This is a genomic window from Streptomyces sp., assembly GCF_035645055.1.
Taxonomy (GTDB): domain Bacteria; phylum Actinomycetota; class Actinomycetes; order Streptomycetales; family Streptomycetaceae; genus Streptomyces.
The window spans coordinates 21,095-39,492 of sequence record NZ_DASQNH010000018.1 but is presented as its reverse complement, the minus strand read 5'-3'; the positions used below and the strand labels follow the sequence as shown (position 1 = coordinate 39,492).

The following is an 18,398-nucleotide window of genomic DNA, read 5'->3' as shown; positions in this document are numbered from 1 at the left end:
GTCGCCCAGGAGTGCGTGGAGACCAAGGACGGGCTGCACATCTGGGAGGACCACTTCTATCCGGAGGTCGTGGACCCGGTCACCGGCGAGGTGCTGCCGGACGGCGAGGAGGGGGAGCTGGTCTTCACCTCGCTCACCAAGGAGGCGATGCCGGTCGTCCGGTACCGGACCCGTGATCTGACCCGGCTGATGCCGGGCACGGCCCGGGTGTTCCGGCGGATGCGGAAGGTCACCGGCCGCAGCGACGACATGGTGATCCTGCGCGGCGTGAACCTCTTCCCCACCCAGATCGAGGAGATCGTGCTGCGCACCCCGGGCGTGGCCCCGCACTTCCAGCTCCGGCTGACCCGCGAGGGCCGCCTCGACGGCCTCACGGTTCTGGCCGAGGCCCGCCCCGACGCGGGCCGCGAGGTCCGCGAGTCCGCCGCCCGCTCGATCGTGGCGGCCGTGAAGGACGGCATCGGGGTGTCGGTCTCGGTGGAGATCGTCGACCCGGAGTCACTGGAGCGGTCGGTGGGGAAGATCCGGCGGATCGTGGATCTGCGTCCGCGCTGACGTCCCGCCGCCCGACTCATCGGTGCGGGGCCGATCAGGCGGGTGCGGGTGGGGCCGTCGAGCGGGCCGGGAGCGTGCGGCGCAGGACGAGGAGCAGCGCCTCCGGGCGGCCTCGCCGGCAGGGCCTCGGTGAGCAGGGCCCCGGTGAGCAGGGCCTCCGCGAAGCCGGACGGCGGGACGGGCACCTGGCCGGGGAGAGGGCCGTGGTGGAAGGTCAGCAGCGCCAGGGAGACGGACCGGATCGGGCTCCAGCGGCACCGGCAGCACCACCGACACCGCCTGCCGCACCCCCGCGCCTTCCGTCTCGTCACCGCCTGTCTCACCAGCCGCCTGTCTCACTCGCCGCCGAAGCGGTCCCGCAGCTCGCGCTTGAGGATCTTGCCGCTGGCGTTGCGGGGCAGGGCATCGACGAAGACGACGCGTTTCGGGGCCTTGAAGGGTGTCAGGCGCTCGCGGGCGTGGGCGATCAGTTCGGCCTCGGTGGGCTCGCCGCGCGGGACGACGAACGCGGTGATCGCCTCGATCCACTTCTCGTCGGGCAGGCCGACCACGGCGGTCTCGGCGACACCCTCGTGCGTGTAGAGGGCGTCCTCGACCTGGCGGGAGGCGACCAGCACGCCACCGGAGTTGATGACGTCCTTGACCCGGTCGACGACGGTGAAGTAGCCGTCCGCGTCGCGGACCGCGAGGTCGCCGGAGCGGAACCAGCCGTCACGGAAGGCCGCGGCGGTCTCCTCGGGCTTGTCCCAGTAGCCCTCGCACAGCTGCGGGGAGCGGTAGACGATCTCGCCCGGCGTGCCGTCGGGCACGTCCTCGCCGTCCTCGTCGACCACGCGGGCGTCCACGAACAGCACGGGCCGGCCGCAGGAGTCGAGGCGGCCTTCGTGCTCGCCGGGCCCGAGGACGGTGGCCAGGGGGCCGATCTCGCTCTGGCCGAAGCAGTTGTAGAAGGCGAGTCCGGGCAGGCGGGCGCGGAGGCGTTCCAGGACGGGCACCGGCATGATCGACGCCCCGTAGTACGCCTTGCGCAGGCCGCCCAGGTCGCGGGTGGTGAAGTCGGGGCGGCCCGCGAGGCCGATCCACACGGTGGGCGGCGCGAACAGGCTGTCCACCCGCCCGGCCTCGATCAGGTCGAGGAGCCGGTCGCCGTCGGGGGCGTCGAGGAGGATGTTCGTCGCGCCGACCGCGAGATACGGCAGCAGGAAGACGTGCATCTGGGCGGAGTGGTAGAGCGGCAGCGCGTGTGCCGGGCGGTCCCCGGCGGTCAGGTCGAGGGCGGTGATGGCGCTCAGGTACTCGTGCACCAGCGCCCGGTGGGTCATCATCGCGCCCTTCGGCAGCGCGGTGGTGCCGGAGGTGTAGAGCAGCTGCACCAGGTCCTCGGCGCGCCCCTCGGGGCCGTCGTGGGGCGGGGTCGAGGGCAGCAGGTCGAGCAGCGATCCGCCGGTGTCCCGCAGCGGCAGTACGGGGACTCCGCCGGGCAGCCGGCCGGCCAGGTCCGGGTCGGCGAGGACCAGGGAGCTGCCGGACTGGCGGACGAGGTAGGCCAGGTCGTCGCCGGTGAGGTTCTGGTTGACGGGCACGTGGACCAGGCCCGCGCGGGCGCAGGCGAGGAAGCCGATGAGATAGGCGTCGGAGTTGTGGCCGTAGGCGCCGACGCGGTCGCCGGGGGCGAGGCCCCGGCCGAGGAGCGCGCTCGCGGCGCGGGAGACGGCGTCGTCCAGCTCCTGGTAGGTCCAGCGGCGGTCGCGGTACTCCACCGCGACGCGTGCCGGCGTGCGGCGGGCGCTGCGCCGCAGCACCCCGTCGACCGTACTGCCGTGTCCGGGCCTCATGGCCCCCGATCCTCGATCCCGCGACGGACGTGGTCAAGAGAGGCCGAAGAACACCGGACCGGACCACTGCACCGAGCACATACCCGTTGGTACGCTCAACCGCCCCTTCCCCCCGTGATGTTGGGAGGCTCCATGCGCATCCGTCCGAGACGGCTCGCGGTCGCGGCCGTCGCCCTGCTCGCCGCGGCGGCCACCCTGCCCGCCGCCACCGCCGCCGAGCGGGCCGGCCGGGAGGACCGTCCTTCGCACGGCGGTCTGTCCGCCGTCATCCGGTACACCGAGTACGGCATTCCGCACATCGTCGCGCATGGCTGGGCCGACCTGGGCTTCGGCACCGGCTGGGCGCAGGCCGCCGACCAGGTGTGTGTCCTCGCCGACGGGTTCGTGACCGTGCGCGGCGAGCGGTCGCGGTACTTCGGGGCGGACGCCGCGCCGGACGCCTCGCTCTCCTCGGCGTCCGGCAACCTCGCCAGTGACCTGTACTTCCGCGGTGTGCGGCAGGCGGGGACGGTCGAGAAGCTGCTCGCCCAGCCCGCCCCCGCGGGCCCGAGCCGGGCGGCCAAGGAGCTGATGCGGGGGTACGCGGCCGGGTACAACGCCTGGCTGCGTCAGCACCGGATCACCGATCCGGCGTGCGCGGGCGCCGCCTGGGTGCGGCCGGTGACGACGCTGGACGTGGCGGCACGCGGGCACGCCCTCGCCGTGCTTGGCGGCCAGGGCCGCGCCGTGGACGGCATCACGGCCGCGCGGCCACCCGCGTCGGCCGCCACGTCCGGCGCGGCCGTGCCGGACGTCCGGGCCGCCGCGCGCGCCGCCCGCGGCCTGTTCCCGGCGCACGACTCCGGCATGGGCTCCAACGCCGTCGCCTTCGGCGGCGTGACCACGGCGAACGGCCGGGGCCTGCTGCTCGGCAACCCGCACTACCCGTGGCAGGGCGGGCGGCGGTTCTGGCAGTCGCAGCAGACCATCCCCGGGCGGCTGAACGTGGCGGGCGCCTCGCTGCTCGGCTCGCCCACGGTGTCCATCGGCCACAACGCCCAGGTGGCGTGGAGCCACACGGTGGCGACCGGCGTCCCCCTCAGCCTCCATCAGCTGACCCTCGACCCGGCGGACCCGACCGTCTACCTGGTCGACGGGAAGCCGGAGCGGATGACGCGGCGCACCGTCACCGTCGCGGTGAAGGACGGCGCCCCCGTCACCCGCACCCAGTGGTGGACGCGCCACGGCCCGGTCGTCAACGCGTTGGGCCGCACCCTCCCGCTGCCGTGGACCACGACGACGGCCTACGCGCTGCACGACCCCAACGCGGCCAATCTGCGCGGCTCCGACACCGCGCTGGGCCTGAGCACCGCGCGTGACACGGACGACATGCTGGACGCGCTACGGCGCACCCAGGGCCTGCCGTGGGTGAACACCATCGCCGCCGACTCGGCCGGGCACACCCTGTTCACCCAGTCGCAGGTGGTGCCCCGCATCACCGACGACCTGGCCCGGCGCTGCTCCACCGCGCTCGGCAAGGCCACCTACCCGTCATCGGGTCTCGCGGTCCTGGACGGCTCGCGCGGCGACTGCGCCCTCGGCCGGGATCGCGACGCGGTGCAGGCGGGCGTCTTCGGCCCGGCGCGCATGCCGACACTGAAGGACGCGCCGTACGCGGAGAACTCCAACAACAGCGCCTGGCTGGCCAACGCGGACCGGCCGCTGACCGGGTACGAGCGGGTCTTCGGCGACTTCGGCACCCCGCGTTCGATGCGCACACGCGGCGCGATCGAGGACGTCGCGGCGATGGCCGGCCACGGGCGGCTGACCGTGCGGGACCTCCAGCGGCAGCAGTTCGCCAACCGCGTCCCGGCGGGCGACCTGACCGCGGCCGACGCGGCGCGGGCCTGTGCCGCGCTGCCCGGTGGCACGGCGACGAGCAGCACGGGCGTCGCGGTGGACGTCCGGGAGGCCTGTGACGTGCTCGCGGCCTGGGACCGCACCGTGGACACCGGCAGCCGGGGCGCGCTGCTCTTCGACCGGTTCTGGCGGAAGCTGACCGCGGCGGTGCCGGCGGACCGGCTGTGGCGGGTGCCGTTCTCCCCGGCCGACCCGGTCCGTACGCCGCACACGCTGAACACGGCGGCGCCGGGCTTCGCCACCGCCCTGGCGGACGCGGTCGCCGAGCTGCGGGCGGCGGGCGTGGAGCTGGACGCGCCGCTCGGGCGGCACCAGTTCGTGGTGCGTGACGGCCGGCGCGTCCCGGTGCACGGCGGCACCGAGTCGCTGGGCGTGTGGAACAAGATCGAGCCGGTGTGGAAGCCGGCTCAGGGCGGTTACGCGGAGGTGACCACGGGCTCCAGCTACATCCAGGCGGTCGGCTGGGACGGCAGCCGGTGCCCGGTGGCCCGGACCCTGCTGTCGTACTCCCAGTCGTCGAACCCGGACTCGCCGCACCACGCCGACCAGACCCGGCTGTACGCCGATGAGCGGTGGGTGGCCTCCCGGTTCTGCGAGAAGGACATCCTGTCCTCGCCCGCGCTGCGGGTCGTCCGGGTCCGGGAGCGCTGAGCGGCCGCCGGGCGCGTCGCACGGGGCGCGCCCGGCCCGCACAGTGCGGGTCCGGGACGGCTCGGTCTCGGCCGGGCAGCGGACGGTGCCGCCCGCGGCGGGCACCGGCAGCGGCGGGCGCGGGCGGCGGCGGGCACCGGCGGCGGGTCCACGGCCTCGACGTCTCCGGGATGAGCACCATGTCGCGATCTCGTTGGTGTGGCCGACCGCGTGCCCTCGGCGAGTTCCGGCACGCCTTGCCTGGCTTGCTCCATCGGATTTATGGGAGCGACCCACTGGACATGCTTTCGAGTACGTCCGGCCGACCACGCGCGGGAGGAACTCCATGACCGAGGGCAGGGCAGACAGAGCGGTGACCCGCCGCCAGCTCGGAAGAGCCGCGGTGGCCCTGGGCGGTGCGTTCGCCCTCGCTCCGCTGCCCGCGGCACGGGCCGCGGGCACCACACCCGGGCCGGGGCGCCCGACGCTGCGCCGCGGCTCGCCGGAGCGCGCCGGGCTGCTCGCCGGCCCGCTGCGCCGGCTCGTCACCGACGCCGAGGCGTTCCTCGGCCCCTCCCCCAGGCACCCCTGGTACGCGGGCGCCGTGCTGCTCGCCGGGCGGGGCGGCACGGTGGCGCTGCACCGGCCGATCGGGATGGCGGTGCGCTACGCGGCGTACGACGAGAAGACCGACACCGGCGTCGAGTTCCCGCCCGAGCGGCAGATCCCGACGGCCGAGGACACCGTCTTCGACCTCGCGTCGGTGTCGAAGCTGTTCACGTCCCTGCTCGCCGTGCAGCAGATCGAGCGGGGCGCGCTGGAGCTGGAGGGGACGGTCGCGTCGTATCTCCCGGAGTTCGGCGCGGCGGGCAAGCAGGGCATCACCATCCGGCAGTTGCTCACCCATACCTCGGGGCTGCGCGCCTGGATCCCGCTGTACAGCGCGCCGACGTACGAGGAGAAGCTGCGGCTGCTGTGGAACGAGGCTCCGCTCAACCCGCCGGGCACCCGCTATCTCTACTCGGATCTGAACCTGATCTCGCTTCAGCTGGTCCTGGAGCAGATCACTGCTCGCACTTTGGATGCCCTGCTCCACGACGAGATCACCGCTCCGCTCGGAATGCACCGCACCCGGTACAACCCGCCCGCCTCCTGGAAGCCGAAGATCGCGGCCACCGAGGACGCCCGCAAGCCCTGGTCGGGGCTGGAACGGGGCCTGGTCTGGGGCGAGGTGCACGACGAGAACGCCCACTCGCTCGGCGGGGTCGCGGGCCACGCCGGGGTCTTCTCCACCGCCTGGGACCTCGCCGTCCTCGCCCGGACCCTGCTCAACGGCGGCTCCTACGGCCGTACCCGCATCCTGGCGCAGGAGTCGGTGGAGCTGATGTTCACCGACTTCAACACCGCCTTCCCCGGCGACGAGCACGGCCTCGGTTTCGAGTTGTACCAGCACTGGTACATGGGCGCGCTGGCCACGCCGCGCACCGCGGGCCACACCGGGTTCACCGGCACCTCGCTCGTCCTGGACCCGACCACCGACGCGTTCCTCGTGGTGCTCGGCAACTCGGTGCACCCGGTGCGCGGTTGGCGCTCCGGGTCGGCGCCCCGGGTGGCCGCCGCGAACCACCTGGCCCGGGCGGTGCCGGTCCGTCCGGCGCGCGGGCGCACGGCCTGGTTCTCGGGCATGGCGAGCGCCGGCACCGCGACCCTGACCTTGCCCGCCCTGGACACCTCCGGGGGCGGCACCCGGCTGCGCTGCCTGCTGTGGTGGGACACCGAGCCGGGAGCGGACACCCTGGCCCTGGAGTCCTCGGCGGACGGCGGCACCTCCTGGCAGCCGGTGCCGTTCACCACCTCCCGGCCCGGCGAGGACCCCGCGGAGCGGCCGTCCGGCGCGGTCACCGGCTGGTCGGGCCGCGTGTGGCACCGCCTCACGGCGGACCTGCCGGCCGCCCCGGCGCTGACGCTGCGCTGGCGGTACACCACCGACCGGCTCTACGTCGGCCGGGGCGCCTACGTCGACGCGCTGCGGGTCGTGGCGGGCGGTGCCGTCCTGTTCGACGGGGCAAGGCCCGCCGACCAGGCCCGGATCACGGCGGCCGGCTGGTCGGCGTCCGCCGACTGACGTCACAGCACGTCACGGCCCCGGCGGCAGTGCCTGCTCGGCCCAGATGGTCTTGCCGGTGCCGCTGGGCCGGGTGCCCCAGCGCTCGGTGAGCTGGGCGACCAGCAGCAGACCACGGCCGCCCTCGTCGAAGGTGCGGGCCCGGCGCAGATGCGGGGAGGTGCTGCTGGCATCGGAGACCTCGCAGATCAGGGTGCGGTCGCGGATGATCCGGAGCTGGATGGGGGCGCCGCCGTAGCGGATGGCGTTGGTGACCAGCTCGCTGACGACCAGTTCGGTGACGAACGCGGTCTCCTCCAGGCCCCACCGCTCCAGTTGCTCGGTGGCCGCCCGGCGGGCACCGGCGACCACCGCCGGGTCGGCGGGCAGGTCCCACGCGGCCACCCGGTCGGCGTCCAGGGCACGGGTACGGGCCAGCAGCAGGGCCACGTCGTCGCCCGGGGTGGAGGGGAGCAGCGTCTTCAGCACGGTGTCGCACATCTGCTCAAGGCCGTCGGCGGGCGCGGCCAGCGCGCCGCACAGGGCTGCGGTGCCCGCGTCCGGATCGAGGTGGCGGGCCTCGATCAGCCCGTCGGTGTACAGGGCCAGCACGGCGTCCTCGGGCAGCTCCAGTTCGGTGGCCTCGAAGGGGAGGCCGCCCACGCCGAGCATCGGTCCGGGCGTCATCCCGACCACCTCGACCGTGCCCTCGGGCAGCCGCACGACGGGCGGCGGATGCCCGGCGGCAGCCATCGTGCAGCGCCGGGCCACCGGGTCGTACACCACGTACAGACAGGTCGCCGCGATCTCCGTGCTCGTGTGCTGCCCGTCGGCGGCCAGATGGCCGACCAGGTCGTCGAGGTGGGTGAGGAGTTCGTCCGGCGGCAGGTCGACGTCGGCCAGCGTCCACACCGCCGTCCGCAGCCGGCCCATGGTGACCGAGGCGTGGATGCCGTGCCCGACGACATCGCCGACGACCAGCGCCACCCGGGTGCCGGACAGCGGAATGACGTCGAACCAGTCGCCGCCGACGCCCGCCTGCGACAGGGCCGGCAGATAGCGGGAGGCGCACTCGACCGCGGCCAGCCCGGACATGGCCTGCGGCAGGAGGCTGCGCTGGAGGGCGAGGGCGGTGGTGCGCTCCCGGGTGTAGCGGCGGGCGTTGTCGACGCAGACGGCGGCGCGGCTGGCGAGTTCACGGGCCAGGGAGACGTCCTCCCGGTCGAAGGCGTCGGGGTGTTCCGGGGTGAGGCGGCGCACGAGGACGGCCACCCCGAGGGTGGCGCCGCGAGCCACCAGAGGGACGGCCATCAGGGACAGGTCGGGAGTGTCGGCGCCGCGCAGCACGGCCGAGCGGGCGCCGTGGCCGGCGAGCCAGCCGTCGAGGTCCGGGTCGCCGGTGCGGGTGAGCACCGGTTCGCCGGTGGCCAGGGCGCGGGCGGGCGGTGACTGCGGCGGGTAGGCGTCCGCGGCGCCCAGGCCGATGGCGGCCTCCGGCACGCCCGGGGTGAGGGAGTGGTGGGCCACCCGCCGCAGCATCAGGTCGGCGCCGAGCATGCCGACGACCGGTTCCTCGCCCTCGACGACCGAGTCGAGCAGGTCCACGCTGGCGAAGTCGGCGAGCCGGGGCACCACCAGTTCGGCCAGTTCGCGGGCGGTGTGGACGACGTCGAGCTTGGTGCCGATGCCGGCCGCGGCCTCGTTCAGCATCGCCAGCCGCTGCCGGGCCCAGTGCTGTTCGCTGCTGTCGAAGGCGGCGAGGGCGGTGCCGATCAGCTCGCCGGACGGTTCGCGCACCGGCCACATCTCGATGTTCCAGGCGTGCATACGCCGCCCGGACGGGGCGCGGGTCCAGCTCTCGTAGTGAACGGGACGGCCGGTCTCCGCGACGATCTCCAGATGGCGGAGGAAGCCGCGGCTGTGCTCGGCGTCCTCCACGGTGTCGGGGTAGTACCGGTGGCGGAATTCCGCCTCCGGCCCGCCCATCACCTGGCACGCCGCGTCGTTCATGCGCAGATAGCGCTGCTCGGTGTCGAAGACGGACATCGAGAGGGAGGCCTGCCGGAACGCCAGCTCGCCCAGCAGCCGGTCCCGCTCGTCCGGGGCGGCGGAGACGACCCAGCCCTGGGGCTGTCCCCCGGCGCCGGTCAGCGGGCAGGCCAGCAGGGCGAGGTCCAGCCGCCGGCCGTCCCGGTGCCGTACCGCCAGCACGGCGGCGCCCGTCCGCGTCAGCCGGTGCCGGGCGGCAGCGGTGTCGCCGTCGACCAGGTCGGCGGCCGGGCGGCCGGTCACCTCGCCGGCGGCGTAACCCGTGAGGCGCCGGGCGCCCTCGCTCCAGCCCGTGACGAGCCCGCGCGCGTCGACCACCGCCAGGGCCTCACCGGCCGCGGCCGCAGGCGCCTCCTCGCGCGGCGACGTCACCATGTGTACGAGGATCGCGCGCCGGGGGACCGGCATCAAGCCGGGCCTGCCGCCGGCCCGTCACAGGTCTGTCACCGGGCCCGTCACGAGGTCTTCTCCTCCAGCACCGCCATCGCCGCGTTGTGCCCCGGTACTCCGCTGACCCCGCCGCCGCGCACCGCGCCCGCGCCGCACAGCAGGACGTTGGGGTGGGAGGTCTCGACGCCCCAGCGGCCGGTGCCGTCCTGGGCGTGGGGCCAGGACAGGTCGCGGTGGAAGATGTTGCCGCCGGGCAGTCTCAGCTCGCGTTCCAGGTCCAGCGGCGTCCTGGCCTCGATGCAGGGGCGGCCGTCGGCGTCCTCGGCGAGGCAGTCGCCGAGAGGTTCGGCGAGCTGGGCGTCGAGCTGGGCGAGGGTACGTTTCAGCAGCTCGTCGCGGACGGCGTCATGGTCGCGGGCGAACAGCCGGGCGGGGGTGTGCAGACCGAACAGGGTGAGGGTCTGGTAGCCGCGCTCGGCCAGTTCGGGGGCGAGGATCGTCGGGTCGGTCAAGGAGTGGCAGTAGATCTCCGAGGGCGGTGCGACGGGCAGTTCCCCGGCGGCGGCCTCGGCGTGGGCGGCGGCCAGCTGCCGGTAGCCCTCGGCGACGTGGAAGGTGCCGGCGAACGCCTCCCGCGGGTCGGCGTCGGGGTCGCGCAGCCGGGGGAGCCGTTTGAGCAGCATGTTCACCTTCAGCTGGGCGCCCTCGGCGGGCTCGGGCGGGGCGTCGCCGGTGAGGGCGGCCAGTTCCTGCGGGGAGGCGTTGACCAGGACGTGCCGGGCGGCGGCGACGCCCTCCCCGTCGGCGGTGCGGTAGGTGACCTCGGCGGTCCGCCCGTCGGTGGCGACGCGTACGGCCTCGTGGCCGGTGGCCAGGACGGCGCCTGCCGCGCGGGCGGCGCCGGCGAGCGCGTCGGTGAGGGCGCCCATGCCGCCGACGGGGACGTCCCAGGCGCCGGTGCCGCCGCCGATCACGTGGTACAGGAAGCAGCGGTTCTGCCTCAGCGAGGGGTCGTGGGCGTCGGCGAAGGTGCCGATCAGGGCGTCGGTGAGGACCACCCCCCGCACCAGGTCGTCCGTGAAGTGCCGCTCGATCGCGACGCCTACCGGCTCCTCGAAGAGCGTCCGCCAGGCGTCCTCGTCGTCGACGCGGCGGCGCAGCTCGGCCCGGCCGGGCAGCGGTTCGGTCAGCGTGGGGAACACCCGTTCGGCGACCCGCGCGGTCATTCCGTAGAACCGCTGCCAGGCGGCGTACTCCCGGTCCGCCCCGGTCAGCCGGGCGAACGCCTCCCGGGTGCGGCGCTCGCCGCCGCCGACGAGCAGCCCGGTGGGGCGGCCGTCGCGCTCGACGGGGGTGTACGAGGAGATGGTGCGGGTGCGGACCCGGAAACGCAGGCCGAGATCCCGCACGATCTTCTTCGGGAGCAGGCTGACGAGGTACGAGTAGCGGGAGAGCCGCGCGTCGACCCCGGGGAACGGGCGGGTGGAGACGGCGGCGCCGCCGGTGTGGCCGAGCCGCTCCAGCACCAGGACCGACCGCCCGGCCCGGGCCAGATAGGCGGCGGCGACCAGGCCGTTGTGTCCGCCACCGACGATGACGGCGTCGTAGGCGCGCGCGGGAGTGGGCGTGGTGCCGTGGGCGGGCGGGGGCGTGGCTCCGGGTGCGGGCATGGTTCTTCGTAACACGGGTGATCGGCCGCCGCCAGAGTCCCGCCGGGCGCCTCGGCGGCCCTCACGGCCTCGGCGGCCCTCAGACCTTCTGCTGCCGCGGCACCGCCGCCCTCCGGTACACCTCCACCGCCTCCGGGCCGCGGCCGAGCTGTTCCAGGCAGTGCGCCTCGTCGTTGCGGCTGGCGAGGGTGTCGGGGTGGCCGGGACCGAGGACGCGTTCGCGGACGGCGGCGACGGTGCGGTACTCGGTGAGGGCGTCCTGCCAGCGGCCGAGCCAGCCGAGGCCCACGGCGACCTCCCGGCGGCTGACCAGGGTGTCCGGATGGCCGGGGCCGAGCACCCGCTCGCGGATCGCGCACACGTCGCGGGCCTCGACCAGTGCCTCCTCCCAGCGCCCCAGCCGGCCGAGGTTGACGCCGAGACCGTGGCGGGCGCGCAGGGTCTCGGGGTGACCGGGGCCCTGGACGCGGGTGCGGTCGTCGACGAGGTCGCGGTAGAGGCGCAGCGCCTCGGCACCGCGGCCGAGCCTGCCGAGGCTGATGCCGACCTCGTGGCGGGCGGCGAGGGTGTCGGGGTGGTCGGGGCCGAGGGCCCGGGTGCGGGCCTCGGCGACCTCCCGGTAGACGTGCAGCGCCTCCGGCCAGCGGCCCAGCTGGCCGAGCGCGTAGGCGATCTCGTAGCGGCTGACCAGGGTGTCGGGATGTTCCGGGCCGAGCACCCGGGCACGGTCGCCGGCCACCTCGCAGGCCATCCGGTACGAGTCCTCCGGGCGGCCCAGCCGGCCGAGGTTGAAGGCGAGGTTGTGGCGGCAGCGCAGGGTGTCCGGGTGGTCCGGGCCCATGGTGCGCTCGCGGGCGGCGAGCACCGCCGTGTACACCCGGTCGGCGTCGAACGGCCGGCCCAATCGGCCGAGGACGTACGCCATCTCCTGCCGGGCGGCGAGGGTGTCCGGGTGGTCGGGGCCGAGCACCCGGGCCCGGACCCGGGCGACCTGGGTGTACTCGCGCAGCGCGTCGGCGGCGCGGCCGGTGCGGCTGAGCGCGAAGGCGACCTGGTGGCGACTGTCCAGGGTGTCGGGGTGGTCCGGGCCGAGCAGGTGCGCACGTTCGGCGGCGACCGCCCGGTGGACCTCGCCCGCCTCCTCCCAGCGGCCGAGGCGGCCGAGACTGAGACCGGCGTCGTGCCGTCCGGCGAGGGTGGCGAGCTGTGCGGGCGGTGGTACGGGCCGCTGCCGCGGGCCGGGTTGTTCGACCGGCCCGGTGGCGGGGCGGGCCGTCCACGCGCCGGTGCGTCCGGCCCCGGCGTCCGGGGGTGTGCCGTGCGGTCCGGTCCCGACCGCCTTGCGGCCGGTGGTGACGGAACGGGTCCAGGACGGCGGCCGTGGGTCGGCGGCGGCTCCCGCGTCCGGCGGCGCCTCGCGGGTCACGGCGGCCGGGACGTACGGCGGAGTCGTCCGGGCCGCGCTGATCCGGCGCCCCACCTCGCGGGCGTCGGCGGGCCGCTGCTCGGGCCGCTTGGCGAGCAGGTCGAGGATGATCTGTTCGAGGTAGACGGGCAGGTCGGGCCGGTGGCTGCGCGGCGGGCGCGGGGGTGTGTCCCGGTGCCCGACGAGGATCGCCCAGGCGTCGTCGAGGTCGAAGGGCGGTACGCCGGTGGCGATCTCGTACAGCACGCAGCCCAGCGAGTACAGGTCGCTGCGCCGGTCCACGCCGTCCCCGCCGATCTGCTCCGGTGACATGTAGTGCGGGGTGCCCATGGCGACACCGGAGCCGGTGAGCCGGGAGGCGAAGCCGCCGATGTCGTGGCCGAGGCGGGCGATGCCGAAGTCGCAGATCTTCACCGTGCCGTCGGTCAGCCGCACGATGTTCGCGGGTTTCAGATCGCGGTGGACGATGCCCTGCTGGTGGGTGTAGTCGAGCGCCGCGGCCACCTGGTCGGCGATGTCCACCACGTCGTCGACGGGGAGCGGGTGGTGCTTGTGGTCCTCCAGGAGCTGGCTGAGGTTGCGGCCCTGGAGGAGTTCCATGACGAGGAAGAGCACTCCGTCGGCCTCGCCGAAGTCGTGGACGACGGTCACGCCGCGGTGCTGGAGCGCCGCGGCCACTCTCGCCTCCCGCCGGAACCGCTCGCGCAGCACCCGGGTGAACGACCGGTCGTGCTGCTCGCGGAGCGGCTTGAGGCACTTCACGGCGACCTGCCGCCCCAGCGACTCGTCGCGCGCCCGCCACACCTCGCCCATGCCGCCGCGCCCGATCAGGTCCAGCAGCCGGTACCGGCCCTGGAGCAGCCTGGTCTCCCCCATCGCGTCCCGTCGCCCCCCGTCGGTGGTCCGCGCCCTCCCTTGGCGGGGTCCAGTATGGCGGGCTACGGGCCGGCTTTGTACGCCGCCGGGCGGGCGCCGGGTCCGGGCCTCATCATCACCCGGAGAACGTGTCTGGACGGCGGTTGCCGACACAGACGTGCGGGAACGGCGCGCAGCAGGGTCTCGGCGCGGTCGCCGGTCGTCGGCGGCGGGTGCGGGGGCCGCTCTGCCCTACGGCGTATGGGCGCACGGGGGCAGGGAGTCGTGCGCCAGACGCGTTACGCGCCGCCACAGCACCGCGCGCGCCGGGATGAGCAACGGGTACGTCGGCGGACGGAGCAGGAAGTCGTCCACCGTACTCCTCGGCGCCCGGCGGGGAGTACGGGGCACGCGGTCGAGCCGCCAGAGGTTGGCCGGCGGCCCGCCGGAGGCCCTCCGCTGTTCGCGGTTCAGGGTGGTGTGGGCGGTGGGTCACGGTGCCGTGGGCATGCCGCTGCCGATGAAGAAGCCGGGGTGCGGGGACTGGTTGTACGCGGTGTTCTGCCAGGCGAGGGCGGTGCGGTACCGGGTGTCGTGGAGCAGTGATCCTGGTGTCGCCGGAGGTGCCGTACTTGTCGATGCGGGGGGCGTCGAGAAGTACGCGGACCGTGTCGCCCTCCCCCAGGACAGGAAGTCGACGCTGGACGGCTCCCGCGCTGCCGGGGTGGACGAGGGGCGCAAGGAGGCATCGGACGCTGCCACGGTCTGCGAGCGTAAGAGGCCGCTGACACCCGGTCAAGAACTCTGTCGCATCTTGATGTTCGGCGGTGTTTGAATTCGTGACTTTTTCTTGCTCGCTGATTGACAGGCAACCTCCAGGCGGTGAAACTGCGTGATGCACCTCACGGATTCCCCTGGGAACGCTCCCAGTCGACTGACCAATCGACCTCCGAGCCGGAGGGACATCTCCCGCATACACCTGGGCATTGGTCGCGGCAGTCCTGTGCGCGTTCACAAAACGAGACCTCGAAGGCGACAGTGCCCGCACGGCGACAAGTCTGAGCGAACGCCAGGCCGTCACCCCCGCCCCCTCCCCAAGGCGAAGGACCGACCCATGCTTGTTGTGTCCATGACATTAAGAAGGGCGCGCGGCGCCCGCCTCGGAACCGCGGCCCTCCTGGCTCTCACGGCGCTGTCCGGCAACGATGTGGCGCATGCCGGTGCCGCGTCGGGCGGAGTTCTGCCGGCCGGCTGTTCCGGCACCAACCCGATGACCTGCCACTACGCGGTCGCGCCGGGAAACTACGACGTGACCGTCACCATCGGCGGCGCGTCCGCGGCGCGAACCGAGACGTGGGCGGAGGCCCGGCGCCTGATGCTTCCGGCGACCGACACCGCGGCCGGCGCCGTCGCCACGTACTCGTTCACAGTCAACGTGCGTCAGCCGGAGGGGCAGCCGACCGGTCAGGGCGGCACCGGGAACCCCGGTCTGGACCTCCGGTTCACCGGGACCGGGCCGCAGGTGTCGGCCGTCACCGTGAAGCCGGCGACCCAGCCGCAGGTCGCCTACCTGGCCGGCGACTCCACCGTGTGCGACCAGCCGACCGCCCCGTACAGCGGATGGGGCCAGATGATCCCGGCGGCCGTGCGTCCGGGCGCGGCCATCGCCAACTACGCCGACTCCGGCGAGAGTTCCGGAAGCTTCCTCGGCAACCCGGCCCTCTTTCCCGCACTGCTCGCGAAGGTCAAGGCCAACGACCCGGTCTTCCTCCAGTTCGGTCACAACGACAAGCAGACCAGTGCGGCCACCTACCGGAACAACCTCACCTCCATGATCACGAAGATCCGGGCGAAGGGGGGCGTCCCGGTCCTGGTGACGCCACCGGTACGCCGCCTCTTCGACGGCACCCGGCTCACGCCGGCGGCGCTGCACGTCAACGGAGTCGGAGTCGACCTGCCCGCCCAGATGCGCGCGGTCGGCTCGGCGCAGCAGGTACCCGTCATCGACCTGACGGCCAGGAGCAGGGCACTGGTCGAGTCCCTCGGCCCGTCCGCCTCCGCGCCGCTCTACCTGCGTTCCACGCCGGACGGCGTCACGGACAACACCCACTTCTCGCAGTACGGCGCCACCCGGATGGGCGGACTGGTGCTGCAGAGCATCCGGGAGCAGCGCCTTCCCCTCGCCACCCACCTGCGCTGACCGGCCCACGGCAGCGCCCCTCCTCGGGAGCGAACCCGATGAAGAAACTACGGATCCTCTTCACCACGGCCCTGGCGATCGCCCTGTCCACGTTCGGCGCCCACGCCGCCACGGCGGCCGACAGCCCTCCGGACCCCTGCCGCACCGCCTCGACCGTCATGACGCCGACGGCCGAGGCCGCGGCGACGCCGGTGACCGTCTGGCTGGCCGGTGACTCCACCATGGCGAACCCCGGTGCGACATGCCCGGTCGGCTGGGGCAGTCAGTTCGGTGCCCTGTTCGACAGCGAGGTGACCGTCAGGAACCAGGCGGTGGGTGGACGCAGTATCCAGACGTGGCTGTACGAGTCGGCCGTCAGCACCACCATGGGCGCCGACGGTGAATGCCGTCTCACCTCCAGCGCGTACTCGGCGCGCTGGCAGGCGATGCTGAACGCGACCACGGGGATGAAGCCCGGCGACTACCTGTTCATCCAGTTCGGCATCAACGACTCCTCCCCCACCTGTCCCCGGCACGTCGGCCCCGCCCGCTACCAGCAGCTGATGACCATGATGGTCCGGGCCGCCCAGGCCAGGGGCGCGCACCCCGTGCTGCTCACTCCGGTGGCCGCGATCACCTGCTCCGGAGGCACGGCGACCAAGAACCGAGGCTTCGTCACCGAGACCTACGCCACCGGAGCCGCCACCGGGGCGCCGGTCATCGACCTGCAGACGCTGAGCGTGTCGCTCTACAACAGCCTGCGCTTCTGCCCGCACAACGGCGACTTCGGCTCGGGCCCCGTGGGCGCCTTCTTCTGCAACGACCGCACCCACTTCGACACCTACGGCGCCCAGCGGATCGCCGGGCTCGTCGGCGGTGACGTACGCCGGCAGAACCTGCCGCTCGCCGCGCGTCTCAAGTAGCGCTCCCGAACCCATGTCCGTGAACAGCGGGAGGCCCGGCAGGGCGGCCTCTTTTGAGCAGACGACCTGCGCGGGCGGCAGCCCGTGTCCGCCGTACTCCTTCGGCCGAGGACGGCCGGCTCGGCGTGGTGGCGGCGGACGTACCACTGTCCGGCACCAGGCCGGTGAGACTGCGGGCGGCGCTCAGCCCAGGCGGGCCAGGAACTCCGTGCAGGCGCGGGCGCAGGCGCGGCAGGACGCGGCGGCCTCCTCCGCTCCGGGCCGGCTGTCGAAGACGTGGGCGCTCTCCAGACAGACCGTCCGGCACCACTCCAGCTGGACGCGCAGTCCGGTCTCGTCCAGCTGGCTCTGCTCGGCCAGCATCCGGGAGGTGGCGTCACACACCTCGGCGCACATGATCCCCTTGCGCCGGACCATTTCCTGTTCTTCCGTGCCGTCCGGGTCCACCAGGCTCGCGCGCAACGCGCAGGCCCGCGCACACTCCGTGCACGCCTGCGCGCAGACGAACCGGTCTTCCAGGAACCGGATGAGTTCTGCTTGCGATGGCGTCGAAGTCACACTGCGCGGGTAGCCGCGGCACCCCGCGCCAAACCCGCCGGAGCTGCGGAGGACCGGGTTTTTCGCCCCTTCCGCCGGGCACTCGGGCGGCGCCCGCGCACGGCGTCCGAAGGAGGTGGGACACATGCCCGGACGCGAAGAGCTGCCGTCGACGCTGGAGCGCTCACCCCGAGACGCCCAGCGCACCTGGATCAAGGCACACGACTCGGCGGTGGAGCAGTACGGCGAGGGCGAACGGGCGCACCGCGTCGCCTACGGCGCGCTGAAGCACTCGTACGAGAAGGTCGGCGACCACTGGGAACGCAAGGAGGGCGGCCGTCGGGGGCCCTCGGATCCGCGGTCGGCCCGGCCGCGCCAGGTCGGCGGGCGCAGCGGTGAGGGCGTCGACGAGAGCGCCTCCAAGGAGCATCTGTACGACCTGGCCAAGCGGCTCGATGTCGCGGGCCGGTCCCGGATGTCCAGGGCGCAACTGCTGGACGCGATCCGCAAGGCCAATCGTTCCGCGACGCGCGAGGCTCGCTCACGGTGATCCGATTCATGACCGATTTTAGGGGTATTCGCATGGTATGAGTACCGCAACGATGCAGTTGGCCGAGCCGAGCGGACTGCTCAGCATCGGGATGTTCGTCGTCGGCATCGCCGTGCTGGCGTTGCTGCTGGGCGGTTTCTGGCTCGGCACACGTATCCGGCTCCGCGAGTCGCGTCCGCGACCGGAGGAGCAGCCGCACCTGCCACCGGGCGGCGCGGTGCACGAGACCAGGGAGAGCCGGGAGCCCCGCGAGGTGCCCCGGGTGCCGAAGGGCGGCCGTCCCCTCCTGCCGCACGAGATGGGCGGCTTCGGCAACAGTTCGACCCAGCAGGGCTCCGAGCAGTCGCGGCCCCGCTGGTCCCCCGGCAGCAGCGGCGCCTGGGGCGGTGGCGGCCCCGGCCGCTGAGCGGCCCCCAGTCCAGCTACGGAGGAAGTGAGATCCATGGCCGAGCCCGGCCGCAGTTCCCTGCCCCTGCCCGACTACGACCACCTGCCCATCGGCGGGCTGGAGAGCCGGGTGCGTTCACTGAGCGCGGAGGAGGTCGAGGAACTCATCGCCTACGAGCGGACGCACGCCGACCGGCTGCCGGTGACCGAGCTGCTGACCGCCCGCCTGGAGCAGCTGCACTCGGGCGCCGAGCCCACCTCCGGAAGCCCCTCGGCCCTCCGCCCCGAGCAGGCCCAGGGCCACGCGGGCTCCCCGGTGTCCCCGGCGACCACCACGGCCCAGCCCTTCAGCCCTCCGCCCCACGGCACCCCCGACCAGCGGGGCAAGCCGAAGGGCGACCGGATGTAG

The 18,398-nt window shown here is 73.9% G+C and carries 12 protein-coding genes and 2 pseudogenes; 8 read left to right on the top strand and 6 right to left on the bottom strand.

All coding sequences use genetic code 11. The annotated features are described in order from the left end of the window. Positions 1 to 555, top strand: a pseudogene (locus VE614_RS05690) (phenylacetate--CoA ligase); the annotation flags it as partial. Between the two features lie 335 nt (positions 556 to 890). On the opposite strand, the gene VE614_RS05685 reads toward VE614_RS05690, so the two are convergent. Further along, positions 891 to 2,390: an acyl-CoA synthetase gene (locus tag VE614_RS05685; protein WP_324933018.1), complete on the bottom strand. Its 1,500-nt coding sequence runs from the start codon at positions 2,388 to 2,390 to the stop codon at positions 891 to 893. 132 nt (positions 2,391 to 2,522) lie between these two features. On the opposite strand from VE614_RS05685, the gene VE614_RS05680 reads away from it, so the two are divergent. Both VE614_RS05680 and VE614_RS05675 read left to right on the top strand, forming a co-directional pair. Continuing rightward, on the top strand, positions 2,523 to 4,940 hold the full coding sequence (locus tag VE614_RS05680) for a penicillin acylase family protein (RefSeq protein ID WP_324933015.1): 2,418 nt from the start codon (positions 2,523 to 2,525) through the stop codon (positions 4,938 to 4,940). Between the two features lie 325 nt (positions 4,941 to 5,265). Further along, positions 5,266 to 7,044, top strand: coding sequence for a serine hydrolase (locus VE614_RS05675; protein WP_324933011.1), 1,779 nt, complete (start codon positions 5,266 to 5,268; stop codon positions 7,042 to 7,044). Between the two features lie 12 nt (positions 7,045 to 7,056). Here the strand turns inward: VE614_RS05675 and VE614_RS05670 are convergent, their stop codons facing one another. The 4 genes and pseudogenes from VE614_RS05670 to VE614_RS05650 all read right to left on the bottom strand — a co-directional run. Further along, positions 7,057 to 9,447, bottom strand: a complete 2,391-nt coding sequence (locus VE614_RS05670; protein ID WP_324933008.1) for a SpoIIE family protein phosphatase — start codon at positions 9,445 to 9,447, stop codon at positions 7,057 to 7,059. Positions 9,448 to 9,527: 80 nt separating this feature from the next. After that, positions 9,528 to 11,132 (bottom strand): NAD(P)/FAD-dependent oxidoreductase, encoded by a 1,605-nt coding sequence (locus VE614_RS05665; protein WP_324933005.1) that lies wholly within the window; start codon positions 11,130 to 11,132, stop codon positions 9,528 to 9,530. Between the two features lie 79 nt (positions 11,133 to 11,211). Beyond that, a complete protein-coding gene (locus tag VE614_RS05660) occupies positions 11,212 to 13,434 on the bottom strand; it encodes a tetratricopeptide repeat protein (RefSeq protein WP_324933002.1) in 2,223 nt (740 codons plus the stop codon). 471 nt (positions 13,435 to 13,905) lie between these two features. Beyond that, positions 13,906 to 14,172: pseudogene (locus VE614_RS05650) on the bottom strand (rhamnogalacturonan lyase); the annotation flags it as partial. A gap of 355 nt (positions 14,173 to 14,527) precedes the next feature. Between VE614_RS05650 and VE614_RS05645 the strand changes: the two are divergent. Further along, the gene (locus VE614_RS05645) at positions 14,528 to 15,613 is read left to right on the top strand and encodes a rhamnogalacturonan acetylesterase (RefSeq protein ID WP_324933000.1); all 1,086 of its coding nucleotides are present in this window, start codon (positions 14,528 to 14,530) and stop codon (positions 15,611 to 15,613) included. Between the two features lie 38 nt (positions 15,614 to 15,651). Beyond that, on the top strand, positions 15,652 to 16,515 hold the full coding sequence (locus VE614_RS05640; RefSeq protein WP_324932997.1) for a GDSL-type esterase/lipase family protein: 864 nt from the start codon (positions 15,652 to 15,654) through the stop codon (positions 16,513 to 16,515). A 183-nt stretch (positions 16,516 to 16,698) separates the two neighbouring features. Here VE614_RS05640 and VE614_RS05635 read toward each other — a convergent pair whose 3' ends face one another. Further along, entirely contained in the window at positions 16,699 to 17,073 is a 375-nt protein-coding gene (locus VE614_RS05635) for a ferredoxin (protein WP_324932994.1), read from the bottom strand. Between the two features lie 124 nt (positions 17,074 to 17,197). On the opposite strand from VE614_RS05635, the gene VE614_RS05630 reads away from it, so the two are divergent. The 3 genes from VE614_RS05630 to VE614_RS05620 are packed head-to-tail and all read left to right on the top strand — an operon-like array spanning position 17,198 to position 18,398. Further along, positions 17,198 to 17,602 carry a ChaB family protein gene (locus VE614_RS05630; protein ID WP_324932991.1) on the top strand — a complete coding sequence of 135 codons (405 nt, stop codon included), beginning with the start codon at positions 17,198 to 17,200 and terminating at the stop codon, positions 17,600 to 17,602. 37 nt (positions 17,603 to 17,639) lie between these two features. Then, on the top strand, positions 17,640 to 18,008 hold the full coding sequence (locus VE614_RS05625) for a DUF6479 family protein (protein ID WP_324932988.1): 369 nt from the start codon (positions 17,640 to 17,642) through the stop codon (positions 18,006 to 18,008). A gap of 36 nt (positions 18,009 to 18,044) precedes the next feature. Continuing rightward, the gene (locus tag VE614_RS05620; RefSeq protein ID WP_324932985.1) at positions 18,045 to 18,398 is read left to right on the top strand and encodes a hypothetical protein; all 354 of its coding nucleotides are present in this window, start codon (positions 18,045 to 18,047) and stop codon (positions 18,396 to 18,398) included.

Bases quoted from the DNA above. Each gene is read 5' to 3' on its own strand.
- VE614_RS05685 (WP_324933018.1), bottom strand. From the start codon at position 2,390: ATGAGGCCCGGACACGGCAGTACGGTCGACGGGGTGCTGCGGCGCAGC.
- VE614_RS05680 (WP_324933015.1), top strand. From the start codon at position 2,523: ATGCGCATCCGTCCGAGACGGCTCGCGGTCGCGGCCGTCGCCCTGCTC.
- VE614_RS05675 (WP_324933011.1), top strand. From the start codon at position 5,266: ATGACCGAGGGCAGGGCAGACAGAGCGGTGACCCGCCGCCAGCTCGGA.
- VE614_RS05670 (WP_324933008.1), bottom strand. From the start codon at position 9,447: ATGGTGACGTCGCCGCGCGAGGAGGCGCCTGCGGCCGCGGCCGGTGAG.
- VE614_RS05665 (WP_324933005.1), bottom strand. From the start codon at position 11,132: ATGCCCGCACCCGGAGCCACGCCCCCGCCCGCCCACGGCACCACGCCC.
- VE614_RS05660 (WP_324933002.1), bottom strand. From the start codon at position 13,434: ATGGGGGAGACCAGGCTGCTCCAGGGCCGGTACCGGCTGCTGGACCTG.
- VE614_RS05645 (WP_324933000.1), top strand. From the start codon at position 14,528: ATGCTTGTTGTGTCCATGACATTAAGAAGGGCGCGCGGCGCCCGCCTC.
- VE614_RS05640 (WP_324932997.1), top strand. From the start codon at position 15,652: ATGAAGAAACTACGGATCCTCTTCACCACGGCCCTGGCGATCGCCCTG.
- VE614_RS05630 (WP_324932991.1), top strand. From the start codon at position 17,198: ATGCCCGGACGCGAAGAGCTGCCGTCGACGCTGGAGCGCTCACCCCGA.
- VE614_RS05625 (WP_324932988.1), top strand. From the start codon at position 17,640: ATGAGTACCGCAACGATGCAGTTGGCCGAGCCGAGCGGACTGCTCAGC.
- VE614_RS05620 (WP_324932985.1), top strand. From the start codon at position 18,045: ATGGCCGAGCCCGGCCGCAGTTCCCTGCCCCTGCCCGACTACGACCAC.